Origin of the sequence: Maribacter sp. Hel_I_7, assembly GCF_000688315.1 — a bacterium.
In the GTDB taxonomy this organism is placed as follows: Bacteria; Bacteroidota; Bacteroidia; order Flavobacteriales; family Flavobacteriaceae; genus Maribacter; species Maribacter stanieri.
On record NZ_JHZW01000002.1, the window covers coordinates 2,124,077 to 2,147,973 of the forward strand.

22 protein-coding genes and 5 pseudogenes are annotated in these 23,897 nt (G+C 38.4%); 26 read left to right on the forward strand and 1 reads right to left on the reverse strand.

Annotation, left to right across the window (positions count from 1 at the left end; all coding sequences use genetic code 11):
* The first annotated feature begins 127 nt into the window (after positions 1–127).
* The 25 genes and pseudogenes from P178_RS0110775 (at position 128) to P178_RS21865 (ending at position 21,306) form a co-directional block, all read left to right on the forward strand.
* Positions 128–730 (forward strand): DUF2231 domain-containing protein, encoded by a 603-nt coding sequence (locus P178_RS0110775; RefSeq protein WP_410477203.1) that lies wholly within the window; start codon positions 128–130, stop codon positions 728–730.
* Between the two features lie 250 nt (positions 731–980).
* Entirely contained in the window at positions 981–2,258 is a 1,278-nt protein-coding gene (locus tag P178_RS0110780) for an FMN-binding glutamate synthase family protein (protein WP_231500527.1), read from the forward strand.
* Positions 2,255–2,803, forward strand: a complete 549-nt coding sequence (locus P178_RS0110785; RefSeq protein WP_027066234.1) for an ion channel — start codon at positions 2,255–2,257, stop codon at positions 2,801–2,803. The genes P178_RS0110780 and P178_RS0110785 overlap by 4 nt, the downstream gene beginning before the upstream one ends.
* An 18-nt stretch (positions 2,804–2,821) precedes the next feature.
* On the forward strand, positions 2,822–3,298 hold the full coding sequence (locus tag P178_RS0110790; RefSeq protein WP_027066235.1) for a YybH family protein: 477 nt from the start codon (positions 2,822–2,824) through the stop codon (positions 3,296–3,298).
* A 10-nt stretch (positions 3,299–3,308) separates the two neighbouring features.
* Positions 3,309–4,535 (forward strand): permease, encoded by a 1,227-nt coding sequence (locus P178_RS0110795; RefSeq protein WP_027066236.1) that lies wholly within the window; start codon positions 3,309–3,311, stop codon positions 4,533–4,535.
* A 2-nt stretch (positions 4,536–4,537) separates the two neighbouring features.
* Entirely contained in the window at positions 4,538–5,296 is a 759-nt protein-coding gene (locus tag P178_RS0110800) for a heavy metal translocating P-type ATPase (protein WP_027066237.1), read from the forward strand.
* A gap of 23 nt (positions 5,297–5,319) precedes the next feature.
* The gene (locus P178_RS0110805; protein ID WP_027066238.1) at positions 5,320–5,904 is read left to right on the forward strand and encodes a DUF2911 domain-containing protein; all 585 of its coding nucleotides are present in this window, start codon (positions 5,320–5,322) and stop codon (positions 5,902–5,904) included.
* A 1-nt stretch (position 5,905) separates the two neighbouring features.
* Complete coding sequence (locus P178_RS0110810) at positions 5,906–6,631, forward strand: PepSY domain-containing protein (RefSeq protein ID WP_027066239.1); 726 nt, start codon at positions 5,906–5,908, stop codon at positions 6,629–6,631.
* Between the two features lie 57 nt (positions 6,632–6,688).
* Positions 6,689–8,500: an efflux RND transporter periplasmic adaptor subunit gene (locus tag P178_RS0110815; protein WP_027066240.1), complete on the forward strand. Its 1,812-nt coding sequence runs from the start codon at positions 6,689–6,691 to the stop codon at positions 8,498–8,500.
* A 245-nt stretch (positions 8,501–8,745) separates the two neighbouring features.
* Positions 8,746–9,312: a helix-turn-helix domain-containing protein gene (locus P178_RS0110825; protein ID WP_027066242.1), complete on the forward strand. Its 567-nt coding sequence runs from the start codon at positions 8,746–8,748 to the stop codon at positions 9,310–9,312.
* Between the two features lie 82 nt (positions 9,313–9,394).
* The gene (locus tag P178_RS0110830) at positions 9,395–10,042 is read left to right on the forward strand and encodes a class I SAM-dependent methyltransferase (protein WP_027066243.1); all 648 of its coding nucleotides are present in this window, start codon (positions 9,395–9,397) and stop codon (positions 10,040–10,042) included.
* A 144-nt stretch (positions 10,043–10,186) separates the two neighbouring features.
* Positions 10,187–10,561 (forward strand): ArsR/SmtB family transcription factor, encoded by a 375-nt coding sequence (locus P178_RS0110835; protein WP_027066244.1) that lies wholly within the window; start codon positions 10,187–10,189, stop codon positions 10,559–10,561.
* The gene (merTP, locus tag P178_RS0110840) at positions 10,558–11,160 is read left to right on the forward strand and encodes a mercuric transport protein MerTP (protein ID WP_027066245.1); all 603 of its coding nucleotides are present in this window, start codon (positions 10,558–10,560) and stop codon (positions 11,158–11,160) included. Before P178_RS0110835 ends, merTP (P178_RS0110840) begins: the two co-directional genes overlap by 4 nt.
* Positions 11,157–11,357, forward strand: a pseudogene (locus tag P178_RS21860) (GDCCVxC domain-containing (seleno)protein); the annotation flags it as partial. The gene merTP (P178_RS0110840) and the pseudogene P178_RS21860, both read left to right, overlap by 4 nt.
* Positions 11,358–11,450: 93 nt before the next feature.
* Positions 11,451–11,783 (forward strand): annotated as a pseudogene (locus tag P178_RS0110850) (metal-sensing transcriptional repressor); the annotation flags it as partial.
* A 69-nt stretch (positions 11,784–11,852) separates the two neighbouring features.
* Positions 11,853–12,122, forward strand: coding sequence for a thioredoxin family protein (locus P178_RS0110855; RefSeq protein ID WP_027066246.1), 270 nt, complete (start codon positions 11,853–11,855; stop codon positions 12,120–12,122).
* A gap of 2 nt (positions 12,123–12,124) precedes the next feature.
* Complete coding sequence (gene merTP / locus P178_RS0110860; protein WP_027066247.1) at positions 12,125–12,736, forward strand: mercuric transport protein MerTP; 612 nt, start codon at positions 12,125–12,127, stop codon at positions 12,734–12,736.
* Between the two features lie 165 nt (positions 12,737–12,901).
* The gene (locus tag P178_RS0110865) at positions 12,902–15,160 is read left to right on the forward strand and encodes a heavy metal translocating P-type ATPase (protein ID WP_027066248.1); all 2,259 of its coding nucleotides are present in this window, start codon (positions 12,902–12,904) and stop codon (positions 15,158–15,160) included.
* A gap of 20 nt (positions 15,161–15,180) precedes the next feature.
* The gene (locus tag P178_RS0110870) at positions 15,181–15,393 is read left to right on the forward strand and encodes a heavy-metal-associated domain-containing protein (RefSeq protein WP_009778930.1); all 213 of its coding nucleotides are present in this window, start codon (positions 15,181–15,183) and stop codon (positions 15,391–15,393) included.
* A gap of 14 nt (positions 15,394–15,407) precedes the next feature.
* A complete protein-coding gene (locus P178_RS0110875; RefSeq protein ID WP_027066249.1) occupies positions 15,408–16,202 on the forward strand; it encodes a zinc-dependent peptidase in 795 nt (264 codons plus the stop codon).
* Between the two features lie 209 nt (positions 16,203–16,411).
* On the forward strand, positions 16,412–16,786 hold the full coding sequence (locus tag P178_RS0110880) for a hypothetical protein (RefSeq protein WP_027066250.1): 375 nt from the start codon (positions 16,412–16,414) through the stop codon (positions 16,784–16,786).
* A gap of 94 nt (positions 16,787–16,880) precedes the next feature.
* The gene (locus P178_RS0110885) at positions 16,881–17,774 is read left to right on the forward strand and encodes a DUF3347 domain-containing protein (protein ID WP_027066251.1); all 894 of its coding nucleotides are present in this window, start codon (positions 16,881–16,883) and stop codon (positions 17,772–17,774) included.
* A 30-nt stretch (positions 17,775–17,804) separates the two neighbouring features.
* Positions 17,805–20,096, forward strand: coding sequence for a multicopper oxidase family protein (locus P178_RS0110890; protein WP_027066252.1), 2,292 nt, complete (start codon positions 17,805–17,807; stop codon positions 20,094–20,096).
* A gap of 106 nt (positions 20,097–20,202) precedes the next feature.
* Positions 20,203–20,364: pseudogene (locus P178_RS22885) on the forward strand (zinc-dependent peptidase); the annotation flags it as partial.
* A gap of 267 nt (positions 20,365–20,631) precedes the next feature.
* Positions 20,632–21,306: pseudogene (locus tag P178_RS21865) on the forward strand (flavodoxin reductase).
* A gap of 153 nt (positions 21,307–21,459) precedes the next feature.
* Here the strand turns inward: P178_RS21865 and P178_RS21870 are convergent.
* Positions 21,460–22,776: a PQQ-dependent sugar dehydrogenase gene (locus tag P178_RS21870; protein WP_081819422.1), complete on the reverse strand. Its 1,317-nt coding sequence runs from the start codon at positions 22,774–22,776 to the stop codon at positions 21,460–21,462.
* 110 nt (positions 22,777–22,886) lie between these two features.
* Between P178_RS21870 and P178_RS23555 the strand changes: the two are divergent.
* Positions 22,887–23,229, forward strand: a pseudogene (locus tag P178_RS23555) (heavy metal translocating P-type ATPase); the annotation flags it as partial.
* Positions 23,230–23,897: the final 668 nt, after the last annotated feature.

Genomic DNA, 23,897 nt, shown 5'->3' on the forward strand with positions numbered 1-23,897 from the left:
ATAATGTATGCTATTATAGCCGTCATAGTTTTTTGGGCTTTAGCATTACAACTAATTGGGGATTAATTAAAAACCGTAAGAGATGAAAACAAAACATTTTTTTTCAATCATTTTGATCCTTGCCTTTTTGGGCAGTTTGACAAAAGCCCTTGCCTTAAATGAAGAACGAAATAGCCTTTATGCAACTGAATTAGCGGTTGGCATAACATCGGTCGCCCAGTCAGATTCCGTAAAAGCAGATTTTGATGCGTTTCCCAACCTACACCCTATGGTCGTACATTTTCCCATTGTACTATTGCTGTTAGCGGTGGTTTTACAATTGATACAGTTGTTTACCTTGAACCGGACAATGGACTGGGTAATCCTCTTAATGGTAGGGTCTGGGTTTATTGGGGCGTATGTCGCTGGAACATTTGTGCACCCGCACACAGAAGGTCTTACCGAAATGGCAAAAAGTGTACTGGAACAACACGACAAATATGCCGATTGGACACTTTGGTCGAGTGCTATTGCAGCTATTCTGAAAATAGTAAGCCTGTTTTGGGTCAAACTAAAGCGTGGTTTTGAAATAGCAGTTTTTGTAGTTATGGCCTTTTCGGCATATTCAGTTTCCGAAGCAGGACATTATGGTTCGCAGCTGGTATATATAGAGGGAGTTGGCCCACAAGGAAATTATATCGGAACCGAAAGCGAAGAAGGTCACGGAGAAAGTGATGAACATTCACATTAAACAAGAACTATAAACAAGAGCAATGAGAAAAGGATTTATCATAACGAGCATCATCTTGGTTGTGGCATTAGTTGCCATAATCGTCTTGTATCCATTACTATGGTGGCTCGCCTTGGTAATACTTCCTTTCCTAATTTTAGGACTTTTGGATTATTGTCAAAAATCCAATAATATTAGGCGAACCTATCCCTTGCTTGGTAGAATCACAAATTTTCTTGAGGAGCAGCGCCACGTTATCCAAGAAACATTATTGCTCAACCGTACGGAAGGACAACCCTTTACTTGGATACAAAAGGAAATCGTCTATAAGCGTGCCGCAGACGCCAATAAAAGTCAGCCTTTTGGAACACAAATTCCGTATGATAAAGTAGGTCGTGAATGGTTTACCCATTCCACCTATCCTGCAAAAGAAGTTAATGATGATTTCAGGGTTCTTATAGGAAGTTCCCACTGCTCAACACCTTACTCTGCCAGTATTCTCAACCTTGCGGGAATGAGTTTTGGTTCCATAAGCAAAAATGCCACCCTTGCTTTTAACGGTGGTGCAAAAATAGCAGGTTTTGCTCAAAACACCGGCGAAGGTGGCTTTACGCCTTACCATCTAGAATACGGTGCAGATATTATCTTCCAGTTTGGAACGGGATACTTTGGATGTCGTGATGCAGAAGGAAATTTTGACGCCAAAAAATTCGCCGACATCGCAACCAACGATGTAGTGAAAATGATTGAAATAAAAATATCGCAAGGTGCCAAACCTGGCTTTGGAGCAATTTTGCCAGCAAAGAAGAACACAAAGGAAATATCCGAATTCAGGGATGTGGAGCAGGGAACGGAAATTTTATCGCCACCACACCATTCTGCCTTTGGAAACGAAAAGGAAATGATTTTGTTCATTGAAAAATTGAGAAAACTTTCCAGTGGAAAACCCATAGGAATAAAGCTTTGTATCGGACAGAAAGATGAATTTGAAAGAATGGTTCGTGCTTTTGCTGAAAAGAAAAATTATCCTGATTTCATTGCCATTGACGGTGCCGAAGGTGGCTCTGGTGCTGCCCATATGGAATCCCTACATTGGGCAGGTATGCCAATAATTGAAGCCGTCCATTTCGCAAACGGCATTCTTAAAAAGTATGAGTTGCGAGATGAGATAAAAGTAATGGCAGCTGGTAAAATCATTTCGGCTTTTGATATCTACAGAATGTTGGCACTCGGCGCAGATACCTGTTATAGTGCCAGAGGAATGATGTTTGCCTTGGGCTGTGTACAATCCTTAAAATGCAACCTCGACACCTGCCCCACGGGAATCACCACAATGGTGCCTTCCCGGGTTGCTTCCATCGTTGTAGAGGACAAGAAAACCAAAGTGGCGAATTACCATAAAAACACAATGAAAGCCCTTAAAGAATTATTAGGTTCAATGGGTATTGAAAATAGAAAGGGCATACTTAGAAAGTTCATTGTTAGACGAATAAACGAAACCGAGACAAAGACTTATGACGAAATTTTTATAAAACCCTCAAACGAATGAGCGAAGAAAATGACATAGAAACTACGGCTGCCTTTTATGGGCAACTTTTCAATAGTTCAAAGTACGTACTATTAGTAGTACTTATTGCTAGTGCTATTGGGCTTTATGTCCTGCCTAATATTAACGCTTCTTACGCCGTGATTATACTCTTGAGCCTTACGCTAATAAAAATAGGATTTATCATAGCCTTATCCTTTAATCAACTGATGAAAATTATCGGACAGAGCCATTTGTTGAGCCACGTTTTGGTGTTATTCGGATTTTTAATTGTTCTGATTGTACTTTCATTTGCCATAGATTATACAGCATTACATTTTATTGATTCTGCTCATTTTAAGATAAATAATAGTTCGGGAAGTAATGGGCTGTTGGCATTTTTCGATATGTCCTATTTTAGTCTAATTACATTCTCATCTGTGGGCTACGGCGATATAGTTCCAATAACGGTTACAGCTAAGACATTGGTGGCACTTGAGGTGGCACTTAGATTTTTTGTACTCGTTTTTGGTATTGCAAATGTGAATAGAATTCGAGTAAATAAATAACCTTTAAAACTAAAAATTATGAAAAAACTAAAATTAACAACACTCTTAATGTTGCTTGTAATGGCTACAGGCCAAATGTACAGTCAAGATGCAGATACGGATAAAGAAGCTGTGCTTACAGTAATGAAAACATATAAGGATGCACTTCAAAACCTAACGACAGAAGGTACTTTTGAATTATTTACCGAAGATTCCAAAGTATTTGAATCTGGTGGTGTAGAAGGCTCGTATGCGCACTATATAGAACACCATTTGGGACCTGAGTTGGGGCATTTCAAAAAATTTGAATTTTCAGATTATGAAATTGATGCGGAAGTAGATTTGCCCTATGCATTTACAACCGAAACCTACATCTACACTATCGTGCTCAACCCAGATGAAAAAGGCGAAAGTAGAACAATAAAGAAAAAAGGAGTAGCGACGTCAATCTTAAAAAAGATGGATGGTAAATGGAAGATTATTAAAACACATTCTTCGTCAAGAAATGTAAAATAAAATTTAAACTGTGAGCGAATTCTTAAAACAATGGGGCGAAGCAGCCTATACGACCACTGGATTTTTCTGGATGGCACTTTGGGCTTTCATTTTGGGCTATATCATCAGTAGTATGATACAGATTTTTGTGACTGAAAAAAGGATGCAAAAAACAATGAACGAGAGTGAAGGTAAAAGTGTACTCTTAGGCACGTTTTTCGGCTTTATAAGCAGCTCGTGTAGTTTTTCGGCTTTAGCGGGCACAAAATCTATCTTTAAAAAAGGTGCAAGCTTTGTGTCTTCCATTGCCTTTCTTCTTGCATCGACCAATCTGGTAATTGAGCTTGGAATCATCATTTCCATATTTTTGGGATGGCAGTTTGTAGTAGGCGAATATGTAGGTGGAATCCTTTTAATTCTTATTTCGTGGATTTTGATACGAATAATCAATCCTAAAAAGCTCATAGAAAAAGCGCGCAAGAATTTAGAGAACGAAGATGACGATTCAATGGATGATTCCAAAGATTGGAAAAAACAAATCAAGAAAGAAGATAGTTGGGCAAGGGTTGCCAAAAAATATAAGATGGAATGGCAGATGGTATGGAAGGACGTTACCGTTGGCTTTACCATTGCAGGTATCGTTGCAGCCTTCGTTCCCGATTCTTTCTTCCAGACACTATTTATCAATAGTGGTCAGGGCAATACAGACTTTACCTTTCTTGAAATATTGGAACATATCGTTGTAGGACCTATTGCCGCATTTTTGACTTTTATTGGCTCAATGGGTAATATTCCGTTGGCGGCATTGCTTTTTGGAAAGGGCGTGAGTTTTGCAGGGGTTATGGCTTTTATTTTTAGTGATTTGGTAGTCTTTCCTGTACTTCGTATTAACGCCAAGTATTATGGGTGGAAAATGTCGCTGTTCATTTTATTCTTACTGTTTACGGCACTAATAGGAACAGCTTTGGCTCTGCATTACTCTTTCGATTTGTTGGGTATGTTGCCTGACACATCACAAGTTAAAATACAGGACAAAGAGCATTTCAAAATTGACTATACCTTCTATTTGAATATGGCTTTTCTCGCAATTTCAGGATATCTCATATACTTAGGGTTTTTCAAGAGAAAGGATGTAGAGCACTCAATGAGCGAAATGGCACCGAAAAGTCCATTGCTTGAGAGTGTTTTAAAATATGCAGCCTATATCTGTTATATATGGTTGGCAGGTGGACTGATTGTAAAATTCTTTATACCATAATTATGAAACACACTTACCACATACAAGGGATGACCTGCAATGGTTGTCGTACCAGCGTCGAGCAGAAGCTTTCGGAAGTAAGCGGTGTCACAAATGTATCTGTAAATCTTGAAAAGGAAGAAGCCATCATACAAATGCAAGGTCATATAGATACCGCAACATTTCAAAAAGCACTTCCAGAAAAATACACCATTTCAGAAAAGAAAACAGAGAAAAATGTTTTTGCGAGTACTGGCAATGGTAACGATGAAGATAACATTTTCTCGAAAGCGGAAACTGAAAAATCAAAACTACAACAGTTGAAGCCTTTGCTCATTATTTTGGGTTATATCGCTATCGCAACGGTGTTACTCAATTATCAACGGGAAAATTGGAATAGTGCGATGCTCGACTTTATGGGGTTGTTCTTTATTGTTTTTAGCTTCTTTAAAATTTTAGACTTGAAAGGCTTTCCAGATAGTTTTAGAATGTATGACCCACTTGCCAAAATAGTACCAGCCTATGCTTGGGTATATCCATTTATAGAAACAGCTCTTGGATTGATGTTCTTGATGCGTTTTGAAATACCCATCGCATTAATCGCAACCCTAATCATTTTGGGGATTACAACCGTGGGCGTAACCAAAATATTGCTGGACAAAAAATCGATACAATGCGCTTGTCTGGGTACAGCACTCAAACTACCTATGACCGAAGCTACCTTTATAGAAAACACCATTATGATTGTGATGGCAGTCGTTATGTTAACAAGAATACTTTAATACACAAAATAAAACTATCACAAATGAAAAAAATCATAGTAGTACTCGGTATTATCCTTGTTGCTTCCTGTAAGCAAGAAGTTAAAGAGACCAAAGAATTTGAGGCGAAAGAGGTAGAAACAATTTCTCAAACTGCTGAACCTGATAAGAAAAAGTCATTAAGTCCACATACCGAGACAATGGCAATGGTAGGCGATGCGCACATTCATATTGATTATTCGTCGCCAGGAGTTCGGAACCGTATTGTTTTTGGTGGTTTACTTCCTTATGATGCTATCTGGCAGGCAGGAGCTCATATGGCGACCTGGATAGAAATGAACAAAGATTTAACCATTGATGGAAAAATGTTGAAAGCTGGAAAATATGGGTTTTTTGTAATTCCCAATCAAGAAGAATGGACAGTAATTTTTAATAGCAACTGGGACCAACATGGTAAGGATGAATATGATGAGAAGGATGATGTTTTGCGCTTTTCGACAACTCCTAGGATTTCAGAAAATATTCAGGAACATCTGGAATATACAGTCAACAAAACAAGCGAGACATCAGGAACTATTAAAATGAGTTGGGAGAAAGTCACTATTGAATTTCCTTTTGAAGTAAAATAAGATGGTAAAAAGACAAACAGCTTTAAAGATAAGAAAGGTACATCGCTATCTAGGTCTCTTTTTAGGAATTCAGTTCTTAATGTGGACCATCAGCGGCATGTATTTCAGTTGGACGGATATCGATGAGATACACGGCGACCAATTTCGACGGGATCCTGTCGATAAAATTTCGTATACGGATTTGATCAGTCCAACAAAAATTAAAGCCAAAGCCATATCCTCTTTGGAACTAAGAGAAATATCAGGAGAGCCTTATTATTGGGTTAATCACAGTCAATTGGTCAATGCAAAAACAGGTGCATTAAAAGCTGAAATATCGGAACAGGATGCCCTTCAGGTAGCGGAGAGAAATATGCTGCCTGAATTAAAAGTCAAAAGCATAGAACGAATCGAGGAAGTGGGGAGCCATAGCGAATATCGAGGCAGACCCCTTCCAGCCTATGCTATATCATATGAAACACCCGAAAATATAAAAGCCTATGTGTCTGTCAAAGACGGTACGTTCCAAACATTGCGCCATCGCGATTGGCGTTGGTTCGACTTTCTATGGATGACCCATACCATGGATTACCAAGGAAGGGACGATTTTAATACCATAGTCCTCCGAGCCTTTTCGCTTTTAGGCCTAATAACCGTTTTAAGCGGGTTTTTATTATGGTATATATCATCGCCTTCGGTCATAAAAATCAAAAGACGAAGTAATACTAAAAAGGAAAACAAAAATTAGTCAAGCAATTTGTACTGAATATTCTACAGCAATAAAACAGCATTAATACTTAAAATCATGAACAAAAACATCATTTATATTGGAACGGCCCTTATTGTTGGCCTGTTAGCAGGATATCTTATTTTCAGCAGTTCGTCTAAGGATGAGATGGCGGTAAAGGAATTGTCAGATATGTCGGATACGCACGACCACTCTGGCGAAACGGCCGAACAAATGTGGACCTGCTCCATGCACCCACAGATTATGCAGCCCGAACCTGGCGATTGCCCTATTTGTGGAATGGATTTGATTCCTGCGGAGACCGGGGCCGAAGGCCTTAGTGCCAATGAAATCAAGATGACCGACAATGCCATGGCCTTAGCCAACATTCGTACTTCTGTGGTCGGTAAGGGCAGTATGGATGGAAATTCCTTGAAACTATCAGGGAAGATTAGGGAAAACGAAGAGGCCAACGCCGTACAGGTTACTTATTTTGCAGGCAGGATTGAAAAACTGTATGTAAACTATACAGGGGAAAGCGTAGGGAAAGGAAAGCTACTTGCCACAATCTATTCCCCCGAACTTGTTTCGGCACAGCAAGAATTGCTTACGGCGGCATCCATGAAAGAATCCCAGCCCGCCTTATACAAGGCCGTACGTAACAAGCTAAAATTATGGAAGCTTTCTGACAAACAAATCAATAGCATTGAAGAGTCGGGGCAGGTTCAGGAAAACTTTCCGGTGTACGCCACAGTGTCCGGAACGGTAACCGAAAAAATGGTAGAAGAAGGGGATTATGTCAAGCAGGGCCAACCCCTTTATAAAATAGCAAACCTGAATTCCGTCTGGGCAGTATTCGATGCCTACGAAAACCAGATAGCATCCCTGAAGACGGGTCAAGAGATAAAGCTTACCACCAATGCATATCCGAATAAAGAATTTACGGCGAAGGTATCGTTTGTGGACCCACTGTTGAACTCCGCTACAAGAACGGTAATGGTCCGTGCAGTGCTTAACAATTCGGAAGACCTATTAAAACCTGGTATGTTCGTTGAGGGCAGAATAGATATGTCCAGCGAAAGATCCGATGAAGTGATTAATGTTCCTTCAACTGCCGTCATGTGGACGGGCGAACGTTCCGTGGTCTACGTAAAGACCAACCCCAACGAACCGATTTTTGAAATGAGGGAGGTCACTCTGGGAAATACCAACGGAGAAAGCTTTACCATTTTGAGCGGATTGGAAAGCGGCGACGAAATAGTGACCAATGGGACATTTACAGTGGATGCTGCAGCCCAATTGCAAGGAAAAAAATCGATGATGAACGCAGAAGGTGGCAAGACAATGACGGGTCACGAAGGGCATTTGGGAATGCAAGAAGATAATTCTGGAGAAAATACAAATGAAGCCAACCATTCTCAAATGAAAGAAAGGATTGAAGTTTCAAACAAATTTCAGAATCAGTTAAAACAGGTTTTTGATGATTATATCCTTTTAAAAGATGCTTTGGTAAATGATGATGCCAAGGGCGCTCAACAGGCAGGAAAACAAATAAACCAATCCTTGAAAAAAGTGGATATGAAATTATTATCTGATGAAAAAGCACATAACCATTGGATGACTATTCAGAAGGAATTAAATACTTCGGCAAACGCTATTTCAAGTAATACGGATATTTCAAAACAAAGAGGGCATTTTAAGCATTTGTCTGCACATATGATTAGTAGTGTACAGCTCTTTGGGGTCAATAAAGATGTATATATCCAGTTTTGTCCAATGGCAGACAACAACAAGGGAGCGTACTGGATAAGTTTAGAGGAAGAAGTCCGAAACCCATATTATGGTGAAGCAATGTTAACCTGCGGCGAGGTTAGGGATACATTAAAATAATCAGGTTTAGAGTTAATTGGTAAAAAGAGGATTCTTCAGACATTGATATTTTTAAAGAGAAGAAAGATGATGAGTGAAAGTAGAAGAAATAGAAGAAAAAACAAGAAAAATACATATAAGCAGAAAAATCCGATTACAAAAAAAGATAAGGTAATCGGAATTTCAGCGATGATAGGATTATTTATTGCTGTTGTAATACTAATCATATATCTAAATTTAGATTTTATTAGGCATTTGTTCAACCTATGAATAATACCATCCACATAAAAAATATGGTCTGTCCGAGATGTATATCGGCAGTTTCCCAAATTTTGGTAGGATTGAACATTGATTACAAAGCTGTCAAGTTAGGAGAAGTAGAATTGGTTTCGATGCTCAACAAATTCGAAAAAAAATCTTTGCAAAAAAAGCTACAAAATGCAGGTTTTAGTTTGATTGACGACCGTAAAAGTCAACTTATTGAACAAATGAAAACATTGGTTGTAGATAAAATCCATCATTCCAATCAAGAGACCGATTTCAAATGGGCAGATATTGTTACAGGCGAACTTAACTTGGATTATAGATATTTAAGTTCCCTATTCTCGTCGGTAGAAAGTATCACGTTTGAGCAATACATTATCAACCAGAAGATTGAACGTGTTAAAGAACTTATAGTTTACGATGAATTAACCTTGAGTGAGATAGCTTTTCAACTACATTATAGTAGCGTTGCATACTTAAGCAATCAATTCAAAAAAGTAACGGGAATGACACCTACGCAGTTTAAGAAATCTGTGGACAAAAACCGAAAATCATTGGATGAGATTTAAGGTTTTTTACCACTTTTAATGGGACATTTTAAATCAATAGATAATATAATGATTTACCAATAAACTGAATTAAGATATCAAAATGAAATTAGACAGAAAGAAACATTGGGAAACAGTTTACGAAACTAAAAATCCAGACCAGGTAAGTTGGACGCAAGAAATACCAAAAACTTCACTGGAGTTTATACGTTCGTTCAAACTAAATAAAGATGCAAGAATTATAGACATTGGTGGTGGCGACAGTAAACTGGTCGACTATTTACTTGAAGAAGAATATAAGAACATTACTGTACTTGATATTTCAGAAAAAGCAATTGCGAAAGCTAAAAAAAGACTGGGAGAAAAGGCGAGTAAAGTAAATTGGATTGTAAGCGACATTATCGAATTTGAACCTGACACATCTTTCGATGTTTGGCACGACAGGGCAACTTTTCATTTTCTTACAACGGATGACCAGATTAAAAAATATATTAAGATAGCGTCAAAATTTGTACGTGGTTATTTAATAATAGGAACCTTTTCACAAAATGGACCAAAAAAATGTAGCGGACTTGAAATAAAACAATACAATGAAGAGGAATTAACATCGGAATTAAAAAAAGGATTTGACAAAATTCACTGTGTAACAGAGGACCACACAACACCATTCAACACCATACAGAATTTTCTGTTTTGTAGTTTTAAAAGACAATTAACTGTAAAGCCAGCAATACCTTCACCCACAAGCTAAAAGAACAGATGCACATTTTAGCAGTTTAAGTTTTCACAAAAACACAAATCAAAACAAAAGAAACATAATGGCTAAAATTTATCTATCATTTCACATTTATATTTTAGCATTTGCTTAAATAAGAAATAATTGTAACTTTGCTTTATGGAAAATAATTCTTGTATAAGACAACAGGCGGATATTGAACAGATAAACCGTTGTAAAGAAACAGTTTCAGAATTAAACGAAACATTTGATTACTTAGCAAATGGACTTTCATTGGTTGGAAATAACGTGAGACTGAAAATTCTCTATTTACTTTTTGAGGAAAAAAAGCTCTGCGTTTGTGATTTAAGCGACATTCTCGGAATGAACATTTCTGCCATCTCTCAACATTTGAGAAAAATGAAAGACAGAAATTTATTGCAAACCGAAAGAGATGCCCAAACGATTTTTTACTCACTAACCCCTGAATATTCAACATTGTTAAATCCGTTTTTTGAAATACTTGATAAAAACAAAGTTTTAGAAACGATATGAAACGTGAGAACAAATTAATTGGTGCAGGTTTACTTGCTGCTATTACGGCTTCATTATGTTGTATTACACCTGTTTTGGCCTTAATCGCCGGAACAAGTGGAATTGCCTCAACATTTTCTTGGATTGAACCTTTTAGACCTTATCTAATCGGGTTGACAATTTTAGTGCTCGGCTTTGCTTGGTATCAAAAACTAAAACCTCAAAAGGAAATCGATTGTGAATGCGATACGGACGAGAAACCAAAATTTATACAGTCAAAAACCTTTTTGGGAATAGTAACAGCATTTGCAATTATAATGCTGGCATTTCCATATTATTCATCCATTTTTTATCCGGATAATAAAAAAGAAGTGGTCATTGTAAACCAATCAGATATTCAAATCGCAAACTTTAATGTTCAAGGAATGACTTGTTCTGGCTGTGAAGAAAGCATAAAACACGCTGTAAATGAATTGGACGGTATTATAAATGTAACCCCTTCGTATGAAAAGGGAAGTACCGTCGTAGAGTTTGATAAGTCTAAAACCTCTAAAGTAGCTATTGAAAAGGCAATTAATTCTACAGGTTATAAAGTGACTGGCAAAAAAGAAATAGAATGAAAACTATATTAAAATCAGAAATTACTTGTCCGAAATGTGGACACAAAAAAGAAGAAGAAATGCCGACGAACGCTTGTCAATTCTTTTACGAGTGCGAGAATTGTAAAGAAGTATTAAGACCAAACGAGGGAGATTGTTGCGTATTCTGTTCTTACGGTACTGTGGCCTGCCCGCCAATTCAAGAAAATAAAAGTTGTAATGATGCAAGTTGTTGTCAACAATATAATATTCAAATTATGAAAACGGAACAACACAAATTACCTACTGATTTAATCTTGGATATTAAATCCAGATTAAAAACTTTGAGCGGTCAATTAAACGGCATTGTTAAAATGCTTGATGAGGGAAAAGACCCCGAACAAATAAACATACAGTTCAAATCTATTGATAAAGGCATTCAAAAAGCACATTACTTACTGTTGGATGAGGTTTACAGAAAAGCACTGGCTATTGGAATCGTTAAGGCTTTTGACTCTTGTCCGGGAGATTGTGGAAATGAAGACAAAATAGCCTATTTAAAAAACGAATTCCCAAATATTGAATTATCAGATTTAACCAACAAATTAAAAGAAATCCAAACCATTGAAACCAGATTAAAAGACTACAACGAAAAAAAAGACTAAAAAAAGTTTGGTGACCCCCTACCTCACGTTCTCATCTTTGTTCCATTATTAATTTAAACTTAAAATAAGATGAAACGACAAATCGAGATTTTTACAGCAGGTTGCCCAGTATGCGAGCCTGTGGTGCAATTAGTAAAAGAAACAGCAGGAAAGGACTGCGAAATCACACTTCATAATCTGTCTGAGCAATGCGAAAGTAAAATCTGTGTTTCAAAAATGAAGGAATATGGGGTTACAAGAGTTCCTGCCATTGCTGTTAACGGAAAACTATTGAATTGCTGCACCAACATCAAAATCACAAGAGATGATTTGGTAAATGCAGGCATAGGAAGCTGTTAGGTATGGCAATTACTAAATTAAACAAAAAAGCATCTATGGGGACTGCTGTATTTTCAGCAGTTTCCCTCAAACTATGCTGCTGGGGCCCTTTGCTACTTACAAGTGTAGTTGGTATTAGTGGGAGTTCTGTCTATTTTTCTTGGCTTATTGCATTGAAACCTTATCTATTGGCCATAGCATTTTTGTCATTGGGATTGGCTTTTTATCAGGTTTATAAAAAAAAGAAGGTGGACGATTGTGACAACTGTGAAACTGATAAACCATCATTTTTTAAGTCGAAATTCTATTTGTGGTTAGTTACTGTGTTTGTTGTTGTGATGACATTGGTTTCTTATTATCCACAAATATTTCACCCAATGGCCACAAAAGGAATTGTTGCAACAAACAATACACATATTCAAACTGTAAAGTTGAATATTGAAGGGATGGTATGCTCTGGTTGTGAAGAAAATATCAACCATTCTATAAACAAAATTAATGGGGTTACAAATGTAACTACGTCTTTCGAAAGAGGAACTTCAATTATAGAATTTGATACCACTAAAACGAATGTCGATGAGATAAAAAAGGTCATTCAATCAAAAGGGTATTTGATTACAAATAGTAGAGATTGATAGACACGTATCCATTGCGGTGATAAAAGATAAATTGAAAACGACTTATCCAATAGGTTAGTAATAATTTGTGAAGAGCAAATTCTACAAATCATTCAGCATATTACGTAACACATTAAAGTCTTTTAATCCTGAAATTTGTAACATACAAATAAGAATGGGTTTATGGAGACAATCAACATATTTGAAACCAAAGAAAAGAATACTAAAAAAGGAGTAAAGGAATCATTTCCTGTTACGGGAATGACCTGTGCCTCTTGTGCAGCGAGTGTTGAATCTGTATTAAAACACACAGAAGGTGTGTTTGATGCAAGTGTTAATTTTGCCAATAGTTCCGTTCTTGTGGAATATGACAAGGAGTTGAGTCCTAATCAACTTCAAAATGCACTTCGCGAAGTGGGTTATGATATTATAATAGATGCAGAAGACCCTTCGGAAGTACAGCAAGAACTTCAACAAAAGCATTATAAGGACATAAAAAAACGTACCATCTGGTCGGCTATCCTTACACTACCCATTTTTGTTTTGGGAATGTTCTATATGCAATGGGAACCAGGCAAATGGATTTCTTTGGTATTGACTTTTCCTATACTCTTTTGGTTTGGGCGCAGCTTTTTCATCAATGCCTTCAAGCAGGCCAAACACGGAAAAGCCAATATGGATACATTGGTAGCTTTAAGCACCGGAATCGCTTTTCTGTTTAGTGTGTTCAATACTTTTTTTTCTGAATTTTGGTTGAGTCGTGGTATCGAACCTCACGTGTATTACGAAGCGGCTACCGTGATTATCACTTTTATTTCCTTGGGGAAACTATTGGAAGAAAAAGCAAAATCAAATACGTCTTCGGCCATTAAAAAGCTGATGGGCCTTCAGCCTAAAACCCTTAAAATTATTGAGAATGGGGAAGAGAAGGAAATCCCTATTGCATCCGTACAGGTGGGTCAGACCATTTTGGTACGTCCCGGAGAAAAGATTCCTGTGGATGGCGAAGCTTCCAAGGGAAGCTCGTATGTAGATGAAAGTATGATTACGGGAGAACCCGTGCCAGTTCAGAAATCCCAAGGGGAAAAGGTGTTTGCTGGTACGGTTAATCAAAAAGGGAGCTTTCAATTTACCGCTGAAAAAGTAGGTGGGGAAACCCTGCTTTCCCAAATCATTAAAATGGTGCAGCAAGCGCAGGGGAGTAAGGCCCCCGTTCAAAAACTGGTCGATAAGATTGCCGGTATTTTCGTTCCTGTGGTATTGGGTATTTCCATTGTAACCTTCATTGTCTGGATGTCAGTAGGAGGCGATAATGCCTTCTCACAAGCCTTATTGACCTCGGTAGCCGTATTGGTTATCGCTTGTCCCTGTGCCCTGGGCTTGGCAACGCCGACTGCCATAATGGTCGGTATCGGCAAGGGAGCGGAAAATAATATTTTGATAAAAGATGCCGAAAGTCTAGAGCTTGGACATAAAGTGAATGCAGTAATCCTTGATAAAACGGGTACGATTACGGAAGGAAAACCATTGGTAACCGACATTTTTTGGAAGCATAAGCTTGAAAATAAAAATGAATACAAGGAAATTCTTTTGGCTATCGAAGCACAATCAGAACATCCTTTGGCAGAAGCGGTAGTCAATCATTTAAAAGAGGAAAATATTGTACAAGCAGAAATTACTTCCTTCGAAAGTATCACGGGAAAAGGCGTAAAGGCCCAATCAGAGAATGGTTCAAAATATTATGTGGGCAACCATAAACTTATGGTCGAAAAGAATATTCAAATCGACGCTTCTTTGATACAAACAGCAGAAAGTCTGGAAGAGAAGGCAAAAACAGTCATATTCTTGGGTAACGAAAATCAAGTGCTTGCGATACTGGCAATTGCGGACAGGATTAAAGAAACTTCAAAAAAAGCCATCGCTACGCTTCAAGAAAGGGGCATCGAGGTCTATATGCTCACGGGAGATAACAATAAAACGGCTTCCGCCGTGGCAAATCAGGTGGGGATTTCAAATTACCAGGGCGAAGTAATGCCTTCGGACAAAGCCGCTTTTGTTGAAAAATTACAGGCAGATGGAAAGATAGTCGCAATGGTAGGCGATGGTATCAACGATTCGCACGCTTTGGCGCAAGCCAATGTGAGTATTGCAATGGGTAAAGGTTCGGATATAGCAATGGATGTAGCGAAAATGACCTTGATAACATCGGATTTACAATCCATCCCAAAAGCATTGGAATTATCAAAAAGAACTGTTTTGGGCATACGTCAGAACTTATTTTGGGCATTCATTTACAACATCATTGGTATTCCAATCGCAGCAGGGGTTCTTTATCCCGTAAATGGATTTTTATTGGACCCTATGATTGCAGGTGCAGCAATGGCATTCAGCAGCGTATCTGTAGTTGCAAATAGCTTAAGACTTAAACGAATAAAACTTTAATAATAAATAAATTCAATATAATGAAAACTTTGAAATTTAAAACAAATATCAATTGTGGTGGGTGTGTATCGAAAGTAACCCCTTTTTTAAACAAACAAGAAGGTGTAGAAAGTTGGGAAGTAGATACCTCTAATCCTGATAAAATCCTAACCATTGAAAGCGATGGTGCAACCGAAGAAGACGTAAAATCAACTTTGCAAAAAGTAGGATTTAAGGCGGAACCTGTAGACTAATACGTTTTTTTAATATGGCTTACATTTTAATTTCAGTTGTGATTGTTCTCTTTGCTGTTCATTTTTATAGAAAAGCGAAACGCCATAGTGTAAAGTCATTTCCAGAGGATTGGCACAAATTACTGATGGATAATGTGCTGTTTTATAGAAACCTTTCAAAAGATAGGCAGCTTATTTTTCAGCAAAAAATGATGCAATTTTTAAGTGAGGTCTATATCGATGCTGTGCAGTTTGAATTGGAAGAATTGGACAAGATTTTAATTGCGGCAAGCGCAGTAATCCCTGTTTTTGGTTTTAAAGAATGGCATTACACCAACTTAAGCGGTATCCTTTTATATCCAGATTATTTTAATGAGGATATGCAATTTAGTAGTAAGGATAACTCAAGAAATATTGGTGGAATAGTTGGGAATGGACGTTTTGAGAAGCAAATGATTTTATCTAAAAAAGCATTGTACCACGGCTTTAAAAACACAACCGATAAAAGTAATACTGGCATACACGAATTTGTGCATCTTATTGATAAGCTGGATGATAGTACAGATGGAGTTCCAGAGCGATTATTAGAACATCAATATGCATTACCTTGGTTGAATTTAATTCATAAGGAAATGGAAGCCATAAACGATAATCATTCTGATATCCGAAAATATGGAGGAACCAATGAGGCCGAATTCTTTGCTGTCGCCTCGGAATACTTTTTTGAGCGTCCGGACTTGCTTAAAAAGAAGCATCCTGAGCTATACGGGATGTTGGTTAAATGTTTTAATCAAAAAATGACTGATGTGCCTAAAGATGTGAGACCATAAAATGGATTTATGAGAACAGAATGAAGAGGAGCACATTCATTAATTCTATCGTTCTTTAGTACGAGAAGCTTTTCCGAAAATATTAAGCTCCGAAAGTGTAACTGATGAAGTTGGACAGACATTCATAATAAAAGCACAGATTTAATTCTACAGAAGACCGAGCTGTAAAACGGATTGCTTTTTTCACTACATTCGCTGCGTTATTCAAAATGGGAAAAAAGATTCAAATAGTGATAATGGTAATTACCCTTGGTATTTTTTTAGTGCCAACGAGCGTATGGGCACGTATTGCCCTTTCCCACCCATCTGAAAAAATCAGTTGTGCAGATAGTGCAGAACACTCAAAGAGCGATTGTTGCAAGGGTCATAAAAGCCAAGACAAGAAAGAAAAGGATTGCGATGGAACTTGTGGAAGTATTACCTGCCATTGCCCATCAACCACAATTTTACCAATAAATTATTCTTCAACTTCAGAAGCATCAAATCCTGTTGCTATGGCTGCTTTCAAAAATCTTTGGAACTATGCAAAACAACAGCCAAAACCAGTCTATTTCCAGATTTGGTCTCCACCAAAATTAAGTTAGTACACCTACCTTCACAGCCAAAGCTGTGTGAGATTGAAAACTATATCCTTGTTTTCAAAATTCAAACGTATCAAATAATTTAAATCTTTCATGTATGAAATCAATATTCAACATATTGATAGTGCTATCAGTGGTGCTATCAACAACTTTCGGCTTCGCCCAAATTAAAAACCCAAAAACGGAAACTGTAAAAATTCCCGGTAACTGCGATACGTGCAAATCTGCTATCGAAAATGCGGGAAACCTCACAAATGTGGCCAGCGTTACTTGGAACAAGGACAGTAAAATGGCCAAAATAACCTTCGATTCCGAAAAAACAAATCGGGACGAAATATTAAAACGCATCGCGTTGGCAGGTTATGACAACGACGAATATCTGGCACCGAATGCTGGGTATGCACAACTTGCCGAATGTTGCAAGTACGAAAGTCAGCAAAAGCAGCCCGCAATTGCTATGGACCATACCAAAATGGAGATGGAAACGAATGAACCAATGCAGGAAATGGCGATGCCATCTGGTAAGGAACATTCGGAGATGACAATGCCCGAAATGACGGAAACAAATCCAATGGAAGCCGTGTTCAATAATTATCTTGCTATAAAAGATGCCCTGGTAAAAACCAATGCCACGATAGCGAATGGAAAATCTGCGGAATTGTTGACTATATTAAAAAACTTGAAAACAGAAGCGTTGACGGCGGAAGGGCAAACCGCTGTAACCAAGGTAATGCCATCTTTAATGGAAGCCGCCAAAAGCATTGCAGCAACCAAGGATATTGGCAAGCAACGGGAAACATTCAAGGTTCTGTCAAAATATATGCACGATATAACTTCTTTTTACGATACCAATGAGACCCTTTATTACCAATACTGCCCAATGCAGGATGCCAATTGGTTGAGCAAGGACAAGACCGTTAAAAATCCCTATTATGGTTCTCAAATGTTAAGCTGTGGCTCTACTGTGGAAACTATTGACAATAAAAATTGAATTCAATAAAATTTGATTTTTGATACCAAAATGAAAAAAATTATTATAATAATCCTGTTTCTCGGAACGCTTTCCATAAAGGCACAAAATATAGTGCGCTACGAACTATATGTTCGTGATACCATCGTAAATTTTACGGGTAAGGAAAAACGTGCCATCGCAGTGAACGGACAAATACCAATGCCAACGCTAACGTTCACAGAAGGCGACATTGCCGAAATTTATGTGCACAATGAGTTGGATGAAGAAACAGCCCTGCATTGGCACGGTCTGTTTTTGCCCAATAAGGAAGATGGCGTACCTTACCTTACCCAAATGCCCATTCCGCCGCACACCGTCCATAAATATACCTTCCCAATCATACAGCACGGGACCCATTGGTACCACAGCCATTTTGGGCTTCAGGAACAGATTGGTATGTATGGTTCTATGATTTTGAACAAGAGACCGGACGATAAGACCTTCAGAAAAGGCATTGACGACCTGCCCACCATTCCCATAGTATTGAGCGAATGGACGGACTTGAAACCAGAAAATGTGCACCGTATGCTCCATAACGCATCCGACTGGTTTGCCATAAAAAAAGGGACTACACAGAGTTATGCCGAGGCTATTAAAAAGGGGCACTTTAAAACAAAACTTCATAATGAATGGAAACGGATGCTTGCAATGGACGTGAGCGATGTGTATTATGACAAATTCCTCATCAATGGCAAAAGTGAAAATGAAGATACATCCCTCAAGGGCTTAAAAGCTGGCGATAAAGTACGGCTGCGCGTTTCAAATGGCGGTGCTTCCAGTTATTTTTGGCTTACCTACGCCGGTGGTAAAATAACCGTGGTGGCCAACGACGGTAATGATGTGGAACCTGTGGATGTTGATAGAATGCTTATTGCTGTATCAGAAACCTATGATGTGGTTGTTACCATTCCTGCGGACAATACTGCCTTTGAATTTTTAGTAACACCGGAAGACCGTACAAAATCGGCTTCCATATATCTTGGAGAGGGCATCAAACAACTTACGGAACGGCTTCCAAAACTGAAATATTTTGAAGGTATGGAAATGATGAACGAAATGATGAAGATGAACGGCGATCTGGACCAAATGGGAATGAGTATGAGTATGCAGCAAATGGATATGAACGTGGTGATGTATCCTGAAATAACCGGTCCTGAGGATAACGAAAAAGACAAGAAAATGGAAATGGATGGCGAAGATCCTAATGGCCACAAAATCGATGGAAAACAGGATATGGATGGAATGAAGATGAGCGAAGCTATGTACAAGAGCAACGAACTTGCAAACATTACGACCCTCAACTACGCTATGTTGAAATCGCCTACGGTAACAAAACTTCCACAGGATGCACCCATAAAGGAACTGCACTTTACGTTAACCGGCAATATGAACCGTTATGTTTGGAGCTTGGACAATAAGGTTATTTCAGAAAGCGATAAAATATTAATAAAAAAAGGGGAGAAAGTAAGGATTACCCTGTATAACAATTCAATGATGCGACACCCGATGCACCTGCACGGCCACGACTTTAGGTTGCTCAACAGCCAAGGCGAGTATGCACCGCTAAAAAATGTAGTGGATATTATGCCTATGGAAACCGATGTTATCGAGTTTGAGGCCAATGTAGAAGGCGACTGGTTTTTTCACTGCCACATATTGTACCATATGATGAGCGGTATGGGCAGGGTTTTCAGTTATGAAAACCAAGAGCCAAATCCTTTGATACCAAACCCTGAATTGGCGTTAAGAAAATTAAAAGGTGACGACCGGGATTTCCACCTGATGGTAGAAAACGATTTTGCGACCAACGGAAATGATGGATTGCTGATGGCTCAAAGTACACGATGGAGTTTTGGCACCGAATGGCGTTTGGGCTACAATGATATGCACGGTTATGAAACAGAAACACACATAGGAAGATATATTGGAAAAATGCAGTGGCTTATGCCGTTTGTTGGGTTTGACTGGCGCTATAGAAAATTGGGACATAAGGAGGTTGAGGAAAATTTGTTCGGTCAAAAAAACACCAAGGATAAACGCTCTTTATTGAGTGTAGGGGTCAATTACACCCTACCGATGTTGGTAATGGCACAAGCAGAAATATTTACGGACGGTAACGTCAGAATACAATTTGAGCGCAATGATATACCCATAACCCAAAGGTTGCGTATGAACCTGATGTGGAATACAGATAAGGAATATATGGCAGGTTTGCGTTATATCACAACACGTAATTTGGGGATTACCACTCATTACGACAGCGATATGGGTTTTGGGGTTGGTCTTAATTTAAATTATTAATAAAATCAATCGTATAGAAACCAATTAAAGAAGTTAAATCCTAACTCTAAAATTCACAGAATGCAACACTCGTTAAAAGTTCTTAAATTTATGGTAAACGTTTATCAATTATTCTGATATCCGAAAATATGGAGGTACAAATCAAGCTAAATTCTTTGCGGTAGCTTTGGAATACTTTTTTGAGCGTCCAGATTTGCTTAAAAAGAAACATCCTGATTTGTACCAAATGTTAGTCGAATGTTTCCGGCAGAAGCCTATGTATAATTGACGTGGGCAAAAATAGGATATCCTCCAATGCGTATGTATTCCTGTAAACTGTTAATCCATTTGATTTTAAAAATAGTTGACCCCCTTGTACTCTCTTCGATAGTTGTGAAGACTGTATGGCTGAAAGTCCCATATGCGTCAAGAATAAGATGGAAAAAATTAATATGATTTTTTTTCAAAACCTTTTTTCCGATTAAAAGATAATGGCTATTCAAAGTTGGGCAAAAAAAGCCTTTGTCAAGAAATACAAATTTGAAAATAGGAGTAAATGAAAAAGCACATTGTTAAAATCAAATCCATAGAGTTCATAAATTACAATGTTCTGGAAGTGGTAACGGAAAAACCAGAAAATTATGATTTTGAACCATGGCAGGCCACAGAAATAGCAATCAACTTGGAAGGTTGTAAGAACGAAAAAAGACCTTTCACGTTTACTAATTTACCAAGAGAGAAAGATTTGAAGTTTACGATTAAAGTCTATCCCTCACTTGATGGGGTTACCAAAAAACTTTCTAAACTGGAAGAAGGGGCCGAACTGATTCTGGGAGATGTCTTCGGGGCTATCCAGTTCAAGGGTAAGGGGGTGTTTTTGGCTGGAGGTGCCGGAGTAACGCCATTTATTGCGATTTTCAAGTCATTGGGATTTCAAAACGAAATGGATCATAATTCCTTGATTTTTGCCAATAAAACAGAAAAGGATATTTTTCTTGAGCAAGAATTTGAAACGTTACTTTAAAAAAGGTTTATGAACATCCTTTCTGAAGAAGAAACGCAAAAGTATCCCACGGGCCATATAGACAGGGATTTTTTGAAGTCTATTATAACAGATTTTTCACAACATTTCTATGTTTGCGGCCCACCCGAAATGACGGAGAGTGTTACTGAGGATTTAAAAAGTTTAGGGGTTGCTGCCGAAAAAATCGTAATTGAAGATTATGATTGATTTTTAATACAGTGGTTCGGTATAAGCTTTCTTCTGCTATTAAGCTGTATTGATTTGGGAAATCCTGCAACGTTTGGAGTTACGATGTCAATCAAAATATAATTTTCGCTGGACGGACTTTTTTCGGGAACAGGTCTCAGTCACGTTCATTCATCATTCACCTTTTACCAACTGATAAACCTTTCCGGTATTACCTACAGGACCGGGCTCGTCGGAGGTAAGAACAAATACTTCACCCTCGTTGTTCTGGCCAAATGCCAAAAGAAAATGACCGAGTCCCTTTTCTTGATTTAATTTTAGTTCCTCAAAATTCCACATTCCGGAATCCGATTGCTGCCTATCCGATACAAAAATTGCTCCTGCAGGCTTGCCATGGTGTTGGGTCCAAGTACCAAATATATAATTGCCTTCCAGTGTGGGAATCATATCTCCTCTATAAACATGTCCGCCTATTACAACAAGGCCTTTTCCACCTTGATCAGTTCCTCCTTGTTTAAACTCAATCACGGGATCAATTAGGGGCTGACCCATTTTATCCGCGTCGGGGCATTCTTCTTTACTCTTATCGTTATTATAGGCGTTAAAGCAATGGGTTCCTTCCTTTACGTTCCAACCATAGTTGCCGCCTTTAGAAATCACACTTACTTCTTCCCAAGAAACTTGTCCAGCATCTCCAGCAATTAGTTCATTCTCTCCTTTAAGATCAAAGGAAAATCTAAAAGGGTTCCGTAGGCCGTAAGCATAAATCTCATCCATGCTAGCTTTGTCAATAAAGGGATTATCCTCAGGAATTCCATAGGTGGAAAATTCATCATCCACATCAATACGTAAAATGCTTCCCAGAAGATTCTGTTCTACATCCTGGCCATTACCACCAGCGTTTTCGCCATACCAATCAGGCACATGGCCTCTGTCAATATCGTTGGCGCCCCCGCCGTCCCCTAGAGCTATGTACAGATAATCATCGGGCCCAAAAGCAATATTACCGGCATTATGGTTGTCCTGTGGCTGATGCACTTTCAGAATTATTCGCTCCGAAGACCTGTCGGCTTGATTGGGGTTATTCTGAGACACACGAAATTCGGAAATATGGCTGGTATGGTCCCAGTTTTCAGGTCCATCATCGCTCAATGGAGCACTATAGTAAACAAAGAACTTTCCATTGTCCCGATAATCTGGATGGAAGGCCAGTCCCAAAAGCCCACGTTCTTCATGTTCGTCCTTTAGGGAAACTATTTTATCCTTCAAGTTCAAAAAAGGAGTAGGGATAACACCGCTTTTGGGCGAATAAATGTTTATGACTCCCACCTGGTCCACAATAAAATACCTTCCAGAATCATCAGGTGATTCGACAAGGGCCACAGGAGAGACAAAGTTATCGGCTACTAATTCGAGCCCTACGGATTCTTGAGAGAAGCTATAAAGAAGAGATCCAAGGAACAGTATTGTGCAAAGTAGTTTACTTTTCATAATTACATCTTTTTAGAGGTGAGTACTATTCTTTTACTATCAAAAAAAGATGTTTTATGAGGAAAACGTTAACCGAATCAATTCAAAATTTTATTCGATAAAATAAAAATGTAAATTTAGTAAATGATGGCATCAATGATGCACCTGTTTTAGCCGCAAGTAATGTTGGTATTGCAACGGGTGGTTTGGGAAGCGATGTGGCTATAGAAACCGCAGACGTAATCATCCAACCCGACCAACCTTCCAAAGTGGTCAAAGCCATTAAAATAAGTCGTTCTACTCGAAAAATTGTATGGCAGAATATCATTATAGGATTTGGTGTTTAAGTCATCGTGTTGATTTTATGAGCTGGTGGTTTGGCAACGATGTGGGAAGCGGTTTTTTGCAGATGTAGCCGTAGCATTATTAGCTATATTGAATGCGGTTAGGTTGCAGCGTATGAAGTGGAAGTGAACTACAACCTAATCCGGTGGTTCACTGTTCAAGCGGATATCGTAGCGCAGCGGCGAGCAGCATCCTTTTAAAACGGATTAAGGGCGTAGAAGTCTATGACCTGGGCGATGCGGTCGAAGGTTTTCGGGATTGATGTTGTTGCTGATAATTTTTAAAATATTGGACCTGGTTAGATAAAAGCTTTTCAATTATTGAAGCCACAAAGGTCTTCCTCGAAGAGGGCGGCCTTTGTGGTTTCTATTTTTTTGATAATCTTATGAAGAGCAGTTATTTGCCCAAAGCTTTATAAAAAAATATCCCCAACTTTTTACCTCCCCCACAGAATAGTTCAAACATCGAATTTGATTTTGACCTCCACAGCAGAACCATTTCAATATAACTTAACTGGTTTTCTAATAGAATTAAAAATGAAATCTTTTACGGCAACCCTATACGGTTTCGAATGATATTTTTAGTAAAACTTTGGCAAAGTTGTCTTTTTTAATAGGTAAGGCCAAACAGCGGATAAATCTAAAAACAATCATGGATAATTCAATGACATTAATAAAAACCTTGAACAATTGTGTTGTTCAGTGTAATCGTTGTGCCGATGCCTGCTTGGATGAAGATGACGTCGCCTCTATCGTAGACTGCATTCGCACCAATCGCGTATGCGCCGAAATTTGCAA

What these genes read in the sequence shown, in the direction of transcription:
- P178_RS0110785 (WP_027066234.1), top strand. Translation starts at nt 2,255, where the DNA reads ATGAGCGAAGAAAATGACATAGAAACTACGGCTGCCTTTTATGGGCAA.
- P178_RS0110790 (WP_027066235.1), top strand. Translation starts at nt 2,822, where the DNA reads ATGAAAAAACTAAAATTAACAACACTCTTAATGTTGCTTGTAATGGCT.
- P178_RS0110800 (WP_027066237.1), top strand. Translation starts at nt 4,538, where the DNA reads ATGAAACACACTTACCACATACAAGGGATGACCTGCAATGGTTGTCGT.
- P178_RS0110805 (WP_027066238.1), top strand. Translation starts at nt 5,320, where the DNA reads ATGAAAAAAATCATAGTAGTACTCGGTATTATCCTTGTTGCTTCCTGT.
- P178_RS0110810 (WP_027066239.1), top strand. Translation starts at nt 5,906, where the DNA reads ATGGTAAAAAGACAAACAGCTTTAAAGATAAGAAAGGTACATCGCTAT.
- P178_RS0110815 (WP_027066240.1), top strand. Translation starts at nt 6,689, where the DNA reads ATGAACAAAAACATCATTTATATTGGAACGGCCCTTATTGTTGGCCTG.
- P178_RS0110825 (WP_027066242.1), top strand. Translation starts at nt 8,746, where the DNA reads ATGAATAATACCATCCACATAAAAAATATGGTCTGTCCGAGATGTATA.
- P178_RS0110830 (WP_027066243.1), top strand. Translation starts at nt 9,395, where the DNA reads ATGAAATTAGACAGAAAGAAACATTGGGAAACAGTTTACGAAACTAAA.
- P178_RS0110835 (WP_027066244.1), top strand. Translation starts at nt 10,187, where the DNA reads ATGGAAAATAATTCTTGTATAAGACAACAGGCGGATATTGAACAGATA.
- merTP (WP_027066245.1), top strand. Translation starts at nt 10,558, where the DNA reads ATGAAACGTGAGAACAAATTAATTGGTGCAGGTTTACTTGCTGCTATT.
- P178_RS0110855 (WP_027066246.1), top strand. Translation starts at nt 11,853, where the DNA reads ATGAAACGACAAATCGAGATTTTTACAGCAGGTTGCCCAGTATGCGAG.
- merTP (WP_027066247.1), top strand. Translation starts at nt 12,125, where the DNA reads ATGGCAATTACTAAATTAAACAAAAAAGCATCTATGGGGACTGCTGTA.
- P178_RS0110865 (WP_027066248.1), top strand. Translation starts at nt 12,902, where the DNA reads ATGGAGACAATCAACATATTTGAAACCAAAGAAAAGAATACTAAAAAA.
- P178_RS0110870 (WP_009778930.1), top strand. Translation starts at nt 15,181, where the DNA reads ATGAAAACTTTGAAATTTAAAACAAATATCAATTGTGGTGGGTGTGTA.
- P178_RS0110875 (WP_027066249.1), top strand. Translation starts at nt 15,408, where the DNA reads ATGGCTTACATTTTAATTTCAGTTGTGATTGTTCTCTTTGCTGTTCAT.
- P178_RS0110880 (WP_027066250.1), top strand. Translation starts at nt 16,412, where the DNA reads ATGGGAAAAAAGATTCAAATAGTGATAATGGTAATTACCCTTGGTATT.
- P178_RS0110885 (WP_027066251.1), top strand. Translation starts at nt 16,881, where the DNA reads ATGAAATCAATATTCAACATATTGATAGTGCTATCAGTGGTGCTATCA.
- P178_RS0110890 (WP_027066252.1), top strand. Translation starts at nt 17,805, where the DNA reads ATGAAAAAAATTATTATAATAATCCTGTTTCTCGGAACGCTTTCCATA.
- P178_RS21870 (WP_081819422.1), bottom strand. Translation starts at nt 22,776, where the DNA reads ATGAAAAGTAAACTACTTTGCACAATACTGTTCCTTGGATCTCTTCTT.